The following is a 14,620-nucleotide window of genomic DNA, read 5'->3' as shown; positions in this document are numbered from 1 at the left end:
GCGTTCCATCCCGAGCCGTCCGGATGGCCCGGGCGCCTTAGCGCCCCGGTCCGAGGCAGCGGCTTTATCGACCGAAGCACCGAACCGCCGTCACTGATGCAGGTCCAACCATGTCCAAGGAGGCAACATTACGATGAGCATAACGATCCGCAAGGCAGCCGTCATCGGCTCCGGCATCATGGGCTCCGGCATCGCCGCCCATCTGGCCAACGTCGGCATCCCGACGCTGCTGCTCGACATCGTGCCGAAGCAGCTGACCGCAGAGGAAGAGAAGAAGGGCCGGTCGCTCGACCATCCCGCCGTGCGCAGCCGCCTGGCCGCAGGCGCCGTCGCCAAGCTCGCCAAGACGAATCCGGCTCCGCTCTACGATCCCGCATTCGCGGAGCGCATCACCCCCGGCAACCTGGAGGATCATCTGGACGGCCTCGCGGACGTCGACTGGATCATCGAGGTCATCGTCGAGAACCTCGACGCCAAGCGCAGCCTGCTGGAGCGCATCGAGTCGGTCTGGAAGCCCGGCACGATCGTCAGCTCCAACACGTCGGGCATCTCGATCAACGCGATGGCCGAAGGCCGCAGCGAGGCGTTCCGCCGCAGCTTCATGGGCACGCATTTCTTCAATCCGCCGCGCTACATGAAGCTGCTCGAGATCATCCCGGCGGAAGGCACCGATCCGCAGCTCGTGCAGGACATGAAGCAGTTCGGCGAATCGGTACTCGGCAAGGGCGTCGTCATCGCCAAGGATACGCCGAACTTCATCGCCAATCGGATCGGCACGTACGGGCTGCTCGTCACGCTCCAGGAGATGGAGCGGGGCGGCTACACGGTCGAAGAGGTGGACGCCGCGACGGGCCCAACGCTCGGACGGCCGAAAAGCGCGACGTTCCGCACGCTCGACCTCGTCGGCCTCGACACGTTCCTCCATGTCGCCGACAACGTCCGCCTGAACGCAGGGAGCGAGGCCGAGCGGCAGGCGTTCACGCCGCCGGCGGCGCTCACGGGGCTCGTCGAGCGCGGCTGGCTCGGGGAGAAGAGCGGCCAAGGCTTCTACAAGAAGGTCAAGGGAGCGGGCGGCAAAAGTGAGATCCTCTCGCTCGACCTGAAGACGATGGAGTACGGCCCGCAGAAAAAAGCGGCCTCCAGCTCGCTCGAAGCGGCAAAGCTCGCCAAAGGCGCGCGCGAGAAGACGAAGGCGCTGATCGGCGCCGGCGACCGCTACTCCGAGCTCGCCTGGAACGTGCTCAAGCAGGTGCTCGTCTACGCCGCCGAAAAGGTCGGCGAGATCGCGGACTCGATCCAAGAGATCGACGAGGCGATGAAATGGGGCTTCAACTGGGAGCTCGGCCCGTTCGAGACCTGGGACGCGATCGGCCTCTCGCGCTCGGTCGAGCGCATGGAGAAGGAAGGCACGGCGGTGCCGGACTGGGTCAAGGAATGGATCGCCGCAGGCAACGCCAGCTTCTACCGCAAGGAGGACGGCAAGCGCTTCTACGCGAGTCGCGGCGAGTTCCGGCAGGTCGATCAGGCACCGGAGCTGATCGACCTGCGCGCCCTCAAGGAGCAGAACAAGGTGATCCAGGGCAACAGCGGAGCCAGCCTGATCGATCTCGGCGACGGCGTCGCCTGCCTGGAGTTCCACTCTCCGAACAATGCGATCGGCGGAGACATCCTGACGATGATCCAGCAGAGCGTGCAGGAGGTGCGTCAGAACTGGACCGGACTCGTCGTGGCCAACCAGGGCCGGAATTTCTGCGTCGGCGCGAACCTGATGCTGCTGCTGATGGAGGCGCAGGACGAGGAGTGGGATGAAGTCGACGACATCATCCATCTGTTCCAGCAGAGCATGCTGAAGCTCAAGCGGCTCGACAAGCCGGTCGTGGCGGCGCCGCATCGGATGACGCTCGGCGGGGGCGTCGAGGCGTGCATGCCGGCCGATCAGGTCGTCGCGGCGGCGGAGACGTACTACGGGCTGGTCGAGGTCGGCGTCGGCCTCATCCCGGCAGGCGGCGGCTGCAAGGAGTTCGCGCTGCGCGTCAGCCAGCAGGCCGGCCACCCGGAGGCGGACCTGCTGCCGCAGCTGGGCCGCGTGTTCGAGACGGTCGGGCAGGCCAAGGTGTCGTCGAGCGGCCATGACGCCAAGCGTCTGGGCTACCTGCGCGGCGTCGACCGGATCGTACCGAATCAGGACCATCTCATCTACGAGGCCAAGCAGGCCGTGCTTCAGCTCGCGGCGGACGGCTACCGGCTGCCGGCCGAGGAGAAGATCCGCATCGCCGGCTCCGAGGGCAAGGCGGCGCTGCAGCTGGCGGCGATCGGCATGCACGAGGGGGGCTACATCAGCGACCACGACCTGCTCATCGCCAAGAAGCTCGCCCACGTGCTGGCGGGCGGCGATCTGCCGGCCGGCACGCTCGTGACCGAGCAGTACATGCTCGATCTGGAGCGCGAGGCGTTCCTGAGCCTGACCGGCGAGCCCAAGACGCAGGCGCGCATGCAGCACATGCTGTCCAAGGGCCGTCCGCTGCGCAATTAGTCGAATCGAGGTTCCAAGCGAAGAGGAGCGTGAGCATAGAGATGAGAGAAGCGGTAATCGTATCGATGGCTAGAACGGCGATTGGCCGGGGCAAGAAGGGCAGCCTGCGGCAGACGCGCGCCGACGACCTCGGGCGCATCGTGCTGGACGAGGTCGTCCGCCGCGCGCCGGGCTTGAACAAGGAGGATGTCGAGGACATCATCATCGGCTGCGCGATGCCGGAGGGCGAGCAGGGGCTGAACTTCGCCCGCATCATGTCGCTGTACGCGGGCTTCCCGGTGACGGTGCCGGCGCTGACGATCAACCGGTTCTGCTCGTCGGGGCTGCAGTCGATCGCCTTCGCCGCGGAGCGCATCATGACCGGCGGCGCGGACGTGCTGATCGCCGGCGGCGTCGAGAGCATGAGCCATGTGCCGATGACGGGATTCAAGATTTCGCCGAACCCGCGCATCGTCGACGAGATGCCGGAGGTGTACATCGGCATGGGCCATACGGCCGAGCGCGTCGCCGAGCGGTTCGGGGTCTCCCGCGAGGATCAGGACCGGTTCGCCACCCGCTCGCATGAAAAGGCGGCGGCCGCGATCGCGGCCGGCAAGTTCGACGACGAGATCGTGCCGGTCGAGGCGGAGCTCAAGGAGCTCGGCGAGAACGGCAAGGTCAAGACGGAGCGGTTCACGTTCCGCACGGACGAAGGCGTGCGCGCGGAGACGACGGTCGAGACGCTGGCGAAGCTGCGCCCGGCGTTCAAGCTGGGCGGCTCGGTGACGGCGGGCAACTCGTCGCAGGTGAGCGACGGAGCGGCGGCGGTCGTCATCATGAGCCGCGAGAAAGCCGACGAGCTCGGCCTGAAGCCGCTGGCGACGTTCCGCTCGTTCGCCCTGGCGGGCGTCGAGCCGGAAATCATGGGCGTCGGACCGGTCCAAGCGATTCCCAAGGCGCTGCAGCGCGCCGGCATCCACCAGGACCAGGTCGATCTGTACGAGATCAACGAGGCGTTCGCGTCCCAGTGCCTGCATATCATCCGCGAGCTCGGCCTCGACGAGGAGAAGGTCAACGTCAACGGCGGCGCGATCGCGCTCGGCCATCCGCTCGGCTGCACCGGCACGAAGATCAGCGTCTCGCTCATCAACGAGCTTCAGCGTCGAGGCGGCGGCTACGGCGTCGTCAGCATGTGCATCGGCGGCGGCATGGGAGCCGCCGGCGTGTTCGAGGTCCATCCGGCCTGACGGCGGGATGGCGTCACGATCCAGATTCCGAATCTCGAGTCCACCATTCAAAGGAGCGACGAACTATGACAACAAAAAGCAAAGTGCTCGGAGGCAGCTTCATCATCGACGACCTGGACTTCAACTCCATCGTCATTCCGGAGGAGCTGACCGAGGAGCAGCGCATGATCGCCGAGACGACCGAGGACTTCGTCGCCGGCGAGATCGAGCCGGCCGACGAGAAGATCGAGAAGCTGAACTATGAGCTGACGGTCGAGAAGCTGCGCAAGGCCGGCGAGCTCGGCCTGCTCGGCGCTGACGTGCCGGAGGCCTACGGCGGCCTCGGCCTCGACAAGGTGAGCAGCACGCTCATCAGCGAGAAGATGACGAAGGCGAGCGCGTTCGCCTTGTCGGCCGGCGCGCATGTCGGCATCGGCACGCTGCCGATCGTCTATTTTGGCAACGAGGCGCAGAAGCAGAAGTACCTGCCGAAGCTGGCGAGCGCCGAGCTGATCGCGGCGTACTGCCTGACCGAGCCGTCCTCCGGCTCCGACGCGCTCGGCGCGAAGGCGACGGCGGTGCTGAGCGAGGACGGCAGCCACTACGTGCTGAACGGCACGAAGCAGTTCATCACGAACGCCGGCTTCGCCGACGTGTTCATCGTCTACGCCAAGGTGAACGGCACCGACTTCAGCACGTTCATCGTCGAGCGTACGATGGACGGCGTGAGCATCGGGCCGGAGGAGAAGAAGATGGGCATCAAGGGCTCGTCGACCTGCCCGCTCATCCTCGAGGACGTCAAGGTGCCGGTCGAGAACCTGCTGTGGGAAGTCGGCAAGGGCCATCTGATCGCCTTCAACATCCTCAACATCGGCCGCTACAAGCTCGCCGTCGGCTGCGTCGGCTCCGCCAAGGACGCGATCGAGTATTCCGCCAAGTACGCCAACGAGCGCACGCAGTTCGGCCGTCCGATCAGCAGCTTCCCGCTCGTCGGCAAGAAGCTGGCCGAGATGAACATCCGCACTTACGTCATGGAGAGCATGGTGTACCGCACCGCCGGCCTGTTCGACGTCGGCCTCGCCGACGTGGACTATGCCGCGGCGGACGTCGGCTACCAGTCCGCCAAGGCGATCGCGGAGTACCAGCTCGAATGCTCGATCAACAAGGTGTTCGCCTCCGAGGGGCTCGACTTCGTCGCCGACGAAGGCGTGCAGATCCACGGCGGCTACGGCTTCACGCAGGAATACCGCATCGAGCGCATCTACCGCGACTCGCGCATCAACCGCATTTTCGAGGGCACGAACGAGATCAACCGCCTGCTCATCCCGGGCACGCTCATCAAGCGCGCGATGAAGGGCGAGCTGCCTCTGCTGCAAAAGGCGATGAAGCTGCAGACGGAGCTCATGGAGCTGCGCGCCTCGAACCTGCAGTTCGAGCAGCCGCTGGAGCTGGAGGCGCATCTGCTCGCCAGCGCCAAGAAAATCTTCCTCATGGCCGGCGCGTCGGCCGTGCAGAAGTACCAGACGAAGCTCGAGCAGGAGCAGGAGGTGCTGAGCAACCTCGCGGACATCATGATCGGCGTGTTCGCGATGGAAAGCGCGCTGCTGCGGACGCAGAAGCGCATCTCCCTGCAAGGCGGGGCGAAGGCGCAGCTCGGCGTCGACATGACGAGCGTGTTCGTGCAGGAGGAGTTCAGCCGCATCGCCGAGCTGGCGAAGGAGACGCTGGCGGCGATGGAGACGGGCGACATGCTCAAGACGCAGCTGTCCGTGCTCAAGAAGCTGACGAAAAACGGCGCCCTCGATACGGTGAAGCTCAAGCGCCGCATCGCCTCCCGCGTCATCGAGGCCGAACGATACGTGCCATAAGCACAGATTGGGGTGGACGGCATGTCGAACAGACCTTGGCTCAGTCACTACCCGCATGAAGTACCGCCGACATACGATTATCCCGACCAGAACCTGGCCGAGTTCCTCGTCCGTACGGCGGAGAGAAGTCCGAACCAGACGGCGCTCGAGTTCATGGGCGCCCGCATGTCCTACGGCACGCTGCTCGATTCGGCCTACCGCTACGCCAACGCCATGATCAGCCTCGGTCTCCGCAAAGGAGACCGGGTCGCGGTCATGCTGCCCAACTGCCCGCAGGCGGTCATCGCCTACTACGGCACGCTGCTCGCCGGGGGCGTCGTCGTCATGACGAATCCGCTCTACATGCCGCGGGAGCTGGAGCATCAGCTGCTCGACGCGGGAGCCCGCTTCATCGTGGCGCTCGACCTGCTCGTCGGAAGGGTGCGGCAGGCGACCCGAGAGCAGCCGATGGAGCGGATCATCGTCGCCTCCGTCGCCGACTACCTGCCTTTTCCCAAAAACCTGCTCTACCCGATCAAGGCGAAAAAGGACGGCACGCCGCTGCCGAAGCTCGACTACGGCGACCGCCAGCTGCTGAGCTTCGTCAAGCTGCTGCGCGAGTCGATGTCCGATCCTTGCCGCGCGCCGGTCGAGTCCCGGCATGATCTGGCGCTCATCCAGTACACCGGGGGCACGACGGGCTTCGCCAAAGGGGTCATGCTGACGCATCGCAACCTGATCGCCAACACGATCCAGAGCCAGCTGTGGAACTATCGCAACGAGGGCAGCAAGGAGCGGTATTTCGCCGCTCTGCCCTTTTTCCATGTTTTCGGCATGACGGTGCTGCTCAACCAGGGCATCCGGCTCGGAGCGACGCTCTATCTGATGCCGCGCTTCGAGATCAACGCCGTGCTGAAGGCGATCCACAAGCACAAGCCGACCGTGTTCCCGGGAGCGCCGACGATGTATATCGCGATCATCAACCATCCGGACGTCGGCAAGTACGACCTCAGCTCGATCAATGTGTGCATCAGCGGCGCGGCCGCGCTGCCGCTGGAGGTGCAGGAGCGCTTCGAGCGGCTGACGGGCGGCAAGCTCATCGAGGGCTACGGCCTCACGGAGGCGTCGCCGGTGACGCATGCGAACAATATCTGGGAGCAGCGCAAGAGCGGTTCGATCGGCATCCCGTTCCCCGACACCGAGGCCCGGATCGTGCATCCGGAATCGGGCGAGGACGTGCGGCCGGGCGAGATCGGCGAGCTGATCGTGCGCGGGCCGCAGGTGATGGCCGGCTACTGGAAGCGGCCGGAGGAGACGGCGCAGACGCTGAAGGACGGCTGGCTCTACACCGGCGACCTCGGGCGCATGGACGCCGACGGCTTCTTCTACATCCTTGACCGCCGCAAGGACCTCATCATCGCCGGCGGGTACAACATCTATCCGCGCGAGGTGGAGGAGGTGCTGTTCGAGCATCCCGACGTCGAGGAGGCGATCGTCGCCGGCGTCAACGATCCGTACCGGGGCGAGACGGTGAAGGCGTTCATCGTGCTGCGCAGCGGCGCCGAGCCGGATGCCGCGGAGCTGAAGGCGTGGTGCAAGGAAAGGCTGGCCGCCTACAAGGTGCCCAAGGCGTATGAATTCCGCGACAGCTTGCCCAAGACGCTCGTCGGCAAGGTGCTGCGCCGCAAGCTGCTGGACGAGGAGCTGCAGAAGCAGGAGGAGACGAAATGAACCTGAACTTGGAAGCGGATTCATCCGAAGAAGGCAAAAAGCTGCTGGAGCAGTGGTCCGCCGCCGCCGACCAGTCGTTCTGGGGCTTCCTCGGAGCGGAGATGAAGGTTATCCGCGACGGCTACGCGGAGGTGTACCTCGACATCAAGCCGCATCACATGAACCTGATCGGCATCCTGCACGGCGGCGTCTACGCGACGCTGATCGACTCCGCGATGGGCCTCGTGGCGATGGCTGCCCATCCCGACCGGGCTGTCGTGACGACGAACCTGAACCTCAACTACGTCTCTCCGATCAAGGAGGGACGGCTGATCGTCAGCGCCGAGATCGTCCATCAGTCGCGCAAGATGGTGAGCACGCAGTCGTATGCCCGCACCGAGTCGGGCGAGCTGTGCGCCTTCGGCACGGGCACGTTCCGCGTGCTCGGCTCCTAGCGGAGCGGAGCGCGGCGCGGCGCTGGCATGCGGAGGACGCGAGGCTTCATAGCGCGGTCTGGATGGATGCCAAGCATGCGCGCGCTTCAAGCCGTTTCCCGGTAGGCTTTCGGGCCGTTTCGGGAGACGGCTTTTTGCTTTTCGTCTCCGGAACGAGCCGGAGAAGCAGGCTGGGTCCGCTAAGGAGCCCGCTGCGCGAGCCGAGCGTTCCTGGGGTAAGCCGTAGATGCAGGTAGTGTCCCACAAGGAATCGCTTCGGAGACGGCAGATATGTTCTCCTATCCCGTCCGGAAGAATCGGAGCTGACGTTCCTTGTTCTAGCTTGAACTTGATCGCTTTAGAGGCACGGAGTTGAGCGCTAAGTCGAAAAAATCGAGTTACGAGGTGATTGGAGGCCCGAAGTTGAGCGCTAAGTCGAAAAAATCGAGTTACAGGGTGGCTGGAGGCCCGAAGTTGAGGCATTAAGTCGAAAAAATCGAGTTACAGGGTCGCTGGAGGCCCGAAGTTGAGGCATTAAGTCGAAAAAATCGAGTTACAGGGTGGCTGGAGGCCCGAAGTTGAGGCATTAAGTCGAAAAAATCGAGTTACGGGGTGGCTGGAGGCCCGAAGTTGCGGCATTAAGTCGAAAAAATCGAGTTACAGGGTGGCTGGAGGCCCGAAGTTGAGCGCTAAGTCGAAAAAATCGAGTTACGGGGTGGCTGGGGGCACGAAGTTGAGGCATTAAGTCGAAAAAATCGAGTTACTTAACTTGTGCTGTCAGGCGGAACAAATGGAGTTGCGCGGAAAAACCGAGCAACTTCCGTAGGCAAGCGGCGGTACGGGGAGAGTTGCGCGGAAAAACCGAGTAACTTTGGTTGGCGGGTGCGAGAACGGAGGGAGTTGCGCGGAAAAACCGAGCAACTCCGGTAGGCAGGCGGCGGAACGGGGAGAGTTGCGCGGAAAAACCGAGTAACTTTGGTTGGCGGGTGCGGAACGGAGGGAGTTGCGCGGAAAACCCGAGCAACTCCGGTAGGCAGGTGGATGAACGGGGAGAGTTGCGCGGAAAAACCGAGCAACTCCGGTAGGCAGGCGGCGGAACGGAGGGAGTTGCGCGGAAAAACCGAGTAATTTCGGTTGGCGGGTGCGGAACGGGGCGAGTTGCGCGGAAAACCCGAGCAACCCTGGTAGGCAGGCGGCGGAACGGGGAGAGTTGCGCGGAAAAACCGAGCAACTCTGGTAGGCAGGCGGCTGAATGGAGGGAGTTGCGCGGATCAAAGGAATCTGGGCTCCAGGGAGATCGGAACGAATCCCCGCTCCGCGAAGCGGGCCGCTGCGGCCCCGCTTGCCCTCGTCCGTTTTGCCATGTTCTCTCCGGCATGGAATAATGGAAGACAGAGAAGCGAAGGAGGAGATGGGCATGACTCGAACGGCCGTCATCGCCGGTGCGACCGGACTCGTCGGCGGAGAGCTGCTGAAGCGGCTGCTGGAAAGCGGAGCCTACGACGAGGTGATCGCCGCAGGACGCAGGAGCACAGGGGCGGCGCATCCCAAGCTGCAGCAGCTAGTCTGGGACCAGGAGCAGCCGGAAGCTTCACTTGCGGGCCGGCTGAAAGGGGCCGACCTGTTCATCGCGACCGGCACGACGATCCGCAAGGCCGGCAGCCAGGCGGCTTTCCGGGAGGTCGACTACGAGCTGCCGCTGCGGCTCGCCCGCCAGGCCGCTGCGGAGGGCGCCGCAGCGCTCGTCATCGTCTCGTCGATCGGCGCCTCCGCGTCGTCAGGCGCGTTTTACTTGCGCGTCAAGGGCGAGCTGGAGCAGGAGCTCGGCAAGCTCGGGCTGCGTAAGCTCGTCTTGGTGCGGCCGTCCCAGATTTTGGGCGAACGTGCCGAAAAGCGCCCGCTCGAACATGTCGCCGGGGCGGTAGGCAAGGCGTTCGGCCCGCTGATGCGAGGGCCGCTTGCCCGCTACCGGCCGATCGAGGCGGGCGTGATCGCGTCCGCGATGCTGGCCGCTGCCTTGCATGCGCCCGACGGACGGACGGTGCTGGAGTCGGAGGCGCTCCCGGCGGAGGCGCGCAAGCTGAAGCAGCGGAGCTAACCGCATCCCTTCGTAAAGGTAGCCGGCGGACATTGAGCGGACGCCGGATGGACGCATGACCCCTTTACATGGACTACCCGGCGGATTATGATGAAACTTCGACATGGGCAGCGGACGGCTGCGAGGCGACGCCTCGAGCCCGTTCGCTCTCCTGATCTTCAACCTGCAAGGGGAGGCTATACCCGCTTGACCCAGACCCGCTATCCGTTCGTCTACGATCCGTCGCTGCCGTTCATCGGCCAGGCGAGCGATTGGATCGCCGACGTGTTCTACGACATTCTTCCCGAGGCCGGCTTCGAGGTGCGGGACGAGCAGATTTTCATGGCGTTCCAGCTCGAGCGCGCCTATCAGGAGCGCAAGACGCTGTTCGCCGAAGCCGGCGTCGGCACCGGCAAGACGCTCGTCTACCTGCTGTACGCCGCTGCTTATGCCCGATACACGCAAAAACCGGCCGTCATCGCCTGCGCCGACGAGTCGCTCATCGAGCAGTTGACGAAGCCGGAGGGCGACCTGGCCAAGATCGCCCGCCATCTCGGCCTTGCCGTCGACGCGCGCGTCGCCAAGACGCAAGGCCAGTATCTATGCCTGAACAAGCTCGACGCGGCTCGCGGCGGCGAGGACGGGGAGCGGTTCGACGAGCTTCACCGCTCGCTGCCGGAGTTCGTCCATCGACCCGCGACGATGCAGGCGTTCCATCCCTACGGCAGCCGCAAGGACTATCCCGAGCTCGGCGACGCCGACTGGTCCCGCATCGGCTGGGACGTGTTCCAGGACTGCCTGATCTGCCCGCAGCGGCATCGCTGCGGCATGACGCTCTCGCGCGACCATTACCGCAAGGCGCCGGACGTGCTCATCTGCTCGCATGACTTCTATATGGAGCATGTTTGGACGGCGGAGGCGCGCAAGCGCGAAGGGCAGCTGCCGCTGCTGCCGGAGCACAGCTCGGTCGTCTTCGACGAGGGCCATCTGCTGGAGGCGGCCGCGCAGAACGCGCTCACCTACAAGCTGCAGCACGCGATGTTCGAGTCGATCGTCAGCCGCCTGCTGCAGAACGACATCCGCGAATCGCTCGCCTACGGCATCGAGGACGCGATCGCGCGCAGCGAGTCGCTGTTCCGGCTGCTGCGGCGCGAGGCGAGGCCGGTGGCCGGCTCGGACCGGCTCGAATTCCGCGTGACGCCGGAGCTGGCCCGCGAGGTTCGCGCTTTCCGCTCGCAGCTGGAGGAGATCGAGGAGCAGCTCGTTTTTGAAAGCGGCTTGTTCACCCTTGACGCCTATCATCGGACGATCGTCGAGGAGCATCTGGACATGATCGGCACCGCGCTCGCGCTGTTCGACCGTCCGGACGGGCTGATCGCCTGGCTGGCCGAGGAAGCGGACGGCCTGTCGCTCGTGCTCATGCCGCGGCTCGTCAAGGAGGTGCTGGCCGAGCGTGTGTTCGCCCGTCCGATGCCGGTCATCTTCTCGTCGGCGACGCTGTCGGCGGGCGGCTCGTTCCAGTACGTGGCCGATTCGCTCGGCATCCGGGACTACCTGCAGTTCAGCACGCCGAGCCCGTACGACTACGCCGAGCAGATGCAGGTGCGGACGGTGCGCACGGCCGGGCTCGCCGACAAGCGCGCCGCCGTGCTGGAGGCGCTCCGGCGCAGCGGCGGCCGCGCGCTGCTGCTGTTCCCGGACCGCCGGCAGCTGGCGGAATTCCGCGCCTGGGCGGCGGACGGGGAGCTGGACGGCTACCGGATGCTGTACGAAGGCGACGCGGAGATCAGCCATCTGATCGGGCGCTTCCAAAACGACGAGGAAAGCGTGCTGGCCGCCGCGACGCTGTGGGAAGGACTGGACATACCGGGGCCTTCGCTGTCGCTCGTCGTCGTCTGGGAGCTGCCGTGGCCGCCCGCCGATCCGGTCTACAACGCCCGGCGGTCGGAAGCGCAGGACGCTTTCGCCGAGGTGGAGAAGCCGTTCATGCAGCTGCGGCTGCGGCAAGGATTCGGACGGCTCATCCGGACGCGCGAGGACCGCGGCGAGATCGTCGTGATGTCGGACCGGCTGGACGAGCCGGCCGTGCGGCAAGCGGTGCTGGAGCTCGTGCCGGAGGGCACGCTTCGAGGAGAGGAGGGAATCTGATGGAGCTGGAGCTTTTGGAAATCAGCGAATACACGGTCGATAAGCTCAAGGATCCGTTCGGCATCCTGAACGGCGAGCGGTACGAGTTCACGCTGCTGATCGAGGTCGACGAGGAGGACGAGCTTTACCGGCCGGCGGGCCTGTACGTGCGCGTCGTCTATGCGCTCGCGCCAGGCGGGGAAGGCCGCGTCGTCTCGCACGAGATCCGCGAGCGCGGCACCGACCAGCTGCTCGACTTCGAGCTGGAGGAGGACGAGCTGGCGGAGGCGGCGGCGTTCTGCGCCGCCCATGCGGGCGAGGCCGAAAACGCCTGATCGTGTCGGGAAGAAGGAGGCGAGGGCGATGACGCCGTTCACGGCAAGCATCGTCGAAGTCGTTCGTTCCATCCCCGAGGGGAAGCTGATGACATACGGCGCGGTGGCGGCGGCAGCCGGACAGCCACGCGCGGCCCGGCAAGTCGTGCGGGTGCTGCACAGCATGGGCGAGTCCCGCGGCTTGCCCTGGCACCGGGTCATGAACGCCGGGCGCCGTATCAGCCTGCCCGGCGACGGGGGCGAGCTGCAGCTGGCGCTGCTGGCCGCGGAGGGCACGGAGCCGGGGCTGGACGGATGCTTCGACGAATCTCGGTTCATGCGCGCCGATCAGGCGAGAGCCTAGAGCGGCAAAAAAGGACGGTTGACCGGATCCTCCGAAGGGGATGATCCGGGCAGCCGTCCTTTTGGCGTCATGGGCGAAGGGAGAGTCAGCTCGCGGGAGCGGCGGGCTGAGGGGAGCGGGCTGCGCTGCGGCTCAGCAGCACGAGCACGGTCCAGATGAGGACGAAGCCGGCGACTTGGCCGGCGGTGAGCGCCTCGTCGAAGACGATCCAGTTGATGAGCACGCCGACGGCGGGAAAGGCCAGCTCCGCCAGCGTGGCGAGCGAGGCTTTGGTGCCGGACAGCCCCTTGTAATAGAGAAGCATGCTCAGCAGGCCCGGAATGAACGCCTGGAACAGCAGGTTCACGAGCACGAGCGCCGCTGCGCCGCCGCCGCCGATCGCCTGCCAGCCGTCGCCTGCGGCGAGGACGAGCAGGCCGAGCAGCGGGATGGCGAGCAGGAAGCGCAGCGCCGTCACGAAGTGGAAGCCCATGCCCTTGGTGAGCAGGTACTTGCCCATGACGGTGGAGCCGCCCCACAGCGCCGCCGCTCCGATGGAGAGCAGGCAGCCCAGCGTAGCCAGGTCATGCAGGCCGAGCGCCGGCGAGGCGAAGCCGAACGTGAGCAGGTAGGTGCCGGCCAGCGCCAGCAGCAGGAACCAGCCGAATCGGCGCGGGAGAGCTTCGCGGAGCACGATTCGGGCGAGCACGATGGCGAACAGAGGCTGAAGCTTCTGCAGCAGCAGGACGGCGTTGAAGTTGCCGTAGCTGAACGCCGCGGTGAACAGGACGGTGGCGATCGCCGAGCCTCCCCAGGAGATGAACAGCATCGCGCCGACGATGCCGAGCGTCAGCTTGCCGGACAGCTGATGACGATAATGGATCAGGACGGGAACGGAATACAGCGCCAGCAGCAGATGCTCGAGAAAGACGATCTGCGCGGACGTGAAGTGCTGGAGAAGCAGGATGCGGAACAGCGGATCGACTCCCCAGAGCGTCGCTCCGAGCGCGACATACCAGATGCCACGCCCGCGGGAAAGCAGTCCGCCGCGGTCCGCTTGAAGCGGACTCGATGCGGCAGCGGTCGTACTCAATTCAAAAACCCCCATGAAACGGAATTTGAATTGAACCTCGTTAGAAGCAGCATGCCCCCGCCTGAAGGATCAGGACGGGGGCATGAAGAACCCGCCTGCCGCCAAATGGCGCCAAGCAGGGTTTGACCTTCTCTCATCCGGACTATACCGTCGGCCTTGGACTCGCACCAAGTCAGTCCCGCCGCCGCGAAGCGGCAGCGGGAGTCGCGGGCTTCGGCGCCATGCAGGCGCCGTCACCGCCGGTAGGGAATTCCACCCTGCCCCGAAGGTTCAGATTCAGTTAGACCGAATTGTAGCACAATTCGGCAGCGCTCGACAAGAAAAGTTCATGGTTCGGCGGAGCCAAAGCCGGGACAAGCGGGTATAATGGGAAAGGATAGGGAAGACGCCAAGGAGGCTGAACGACGTGAAGAAATTCGGACTGATTCTTATGGCCGCGCTGCTGCTCGCAGTTGTCGGCTGTTCCTCGCGCAGCGGCGGCGTGGACGAGTCCGCCATCGAGGCGCGCATCACGAGCGAGCCGGCAGCGGTCGCCGCCACGCCGCTCAAGCTGACGGTGGAGATCGAAGGCATTGAGGAGCTCTTGCAGAAGGACGATCTCAAGATCGACTTCGACATCCGCGAGGAGACGGAGCAGGAGCTTCCGGTGCTGCTTACCTCGACGCAGAAGTCGGACAAGGAATTCGAGGTGGAGCACGAGTTCCCCGCTCCGGGCAAGTACGTGATCTACATTCATATTTATTCCGGCGACGACATCCACATCATCAAGCGCAACGAGTTCCAGGTCGGCTGATCGGTCCGGACGAGCCCGCTAGCCCGGCTGACGCGGCGCGCCGCGTCAGCCGGCGGCTCCTTGCATGCCCAAAAAGGACGCTTGCGAACTTCGGTTCGCCGCGTCCTTTTTGGCGCGTCCGGGCAAAAGCGGCTGAACGCTCTT

The 14,620-nt window shown here is 65.1% G+C and carries 11 protein-coding genes and 1 riboswitch; of the genes, 10 read left to right on the top strand and 1 reads right to left on the bottom strand.

Annotated features, from left to right (window positions below):
- The first annotated feature begins 133 nt into the window (after nucleotides 1-133).
- The 9 genes from HGI30_RS11550 (at nucleotide 134) to HGI30_RS11510 (ending at nucleotide 12,611) form a co-directional block, all read left to right on the top strand.
- On the top strand, nucleotides 134-2,533 hold the full coding sequence (locus tag HGI30_RS11550; protein ID WP_168907703.1) for a 3-hydroxyacyl-CoA dehydrogenase/enoyl-CoA hydratase family protein: 2,400 nt from the start codon (nucleotides 134-136) through the stop codon (nucleotides 2,531-2,533).
- A gap of 41 nt (nucleotides 2,534-2,574) precedes the next feature.
- The gene (locus tag HGI30_RS11545; RefSeq protein WP_168907702.1) at nucleotides 2,575-3,759 is read left to right on the top strand and encodes an acetyl-CoA C-acetyltransferase; all 1,185 of its coding nucleotides are present in this window, start codon (nucleotides 2,575-2,577) and stop codon (nucleotides 3,757-3,759) included.
- Nucleotides 3,760-3,824: 65 nt separating this feature from the next.
- Nucleotides 3,825-5,606 carry an acyl-CoA dehydrogenase FadE gene (locus HGI30_RS11540; RefSeq protein ID WP_168907701.1) on the top strand — a complete coding sequence of 594 codons (1,782 nt, stop codon included), beginning with the start codon at nucleotides 3,825-3,827 and terminating at the stop codon, nucleotides 5,604-5,606.
- A gap of 21 nt (nucleotides 5,607-5,627) precedes the next feature.
- Nucleotides 5,628-7,316 carry a long-chain-fatty-acid--CoA ligase gene (locus tag HGI30_RS11535; protein ID WP_206109918.1) on the top strand — a complete coding sequence of 563 codons (1,689 nt, stop codon included), beginning with the start codon at nucleotides 5,628-5,630 and terminating at the stop codon, nucleotides 7,314-7,316.
- Nucleotides 7,313-7,750, top strand: coding sequence for a PaaI family thioesterase (locus HGI30_RS11530; protein WP_168907699.1), 438 nt, complete (start codon nucleotides 7,313-7,315; stop codon nucleotides 7,748-7,750). The genes HGI30_RS11535 and HGI30_RS11530 overlap by 4 nt, the downstream gene beginning before the upstream one ends.
- A 1,396-nt stretch (nucleotides 7,751-9,146) precedes the next feature.
- A complete protein-coding gene (locus tag HGI30_RS11525) occupies nucleotides 9,147-9,827 on the top strand; it encodes an NAD(P)H-binding protein (protein ID WP_168907698.1) in 681 nt (226 codons plus the stop codon).
- A 186-nt stretch (nucleotides 9,828-10,013) separates the two neighbouring features.
- Nucleotides 10,014-11,954 carry an ATP-dependent DNA helicase gene (locus HGI30_RS11520; RefSeq protein WP_235680104.1) on the top strand — a complete coding sequence of 647 codons (1,941 nt, stop codon included), beginning with the start codon at nucleotides 10,014-10,016 and terminating at the stop codon, nucleotides 11,952-11,954.
- Nucleotides 11,954-12,268: a DUF6509 family protein gene (locus tag HGI30_RS11515; RefSeq protein WP_168907697.1), complete on the top strand. Its 315-nt coding sequence runs from the start codon at nucleotides 11,954-11,956 to the stop codon at nucleotides 12,266-12,268. Before HGI30_RS11520 ends, HGI30_RS11515 begins: the two co-directional genes overlap by 1 nt.
- 28 nt (nucleotides 12,269-12,296) lie before the next feature.
- Nucleotides 12,297-12,611: an MGMT family protein gene (locus HGI30_RS11510; protein ID WP_168907696.1), complete on the top strand. Its 315-nt coding sequence runs from the start codon at nucleotides 12,297-12,299 to the stop codon at nucleotides 12,609-12,611.
- Nucleotides 12,612-12,696: 85 nt separating this feature from the next.
- Here HGI30_RS11510 and HGI30_RS11505 read toward each other — a convergent pair whose 3' ends face one another.
- Entirely contained in the window at nucleotides 12,697-13,632 is a 936-nt protein-coding gene (locus tag HGI30_RS11505; protein WP_235680436.1) for a DMT family transporter, read from the bottom strand.
- A 172-nt stretch (nucleotides 13,633-13,804) separates the two neighbouring features.
- Nucleotides 13,805-13,957: riboswitch (FMN riboswitch) on the bottom strand.
- A gap of 132 nt (nucleotides 13,958-14,089) precedes the next feature.
- Between HGI30_RS11505 and HGI30_RS11500 the strand changes: the two genes are divergently transcribed.
- Entirely contained in the window at nucleotides 14,090-14,476 is a 387-nt protein-coding gene (locus HGI30_RS11500; RefSeq protein WP_168907694.1) for a hypothetical protein, read from the top strand.
- Nucleotides 14,477-14,620 lie beyond the last annotated feature (144 nt).

Source organism: Paenibacillus albicereus, assembly GCF_012676905.1.
GTDB classification, from domain to species: Bacteria; Bacillota; Bacilli; order Paenibacillales; family Paenibacillaceae; genus Paenibacillus_O; species Paenibacillus_O albicereus.
Note: the sequence above shows the minus strand (reverse complement) of the source record. Positions and strands in the feature narration are given on the sequence as shown.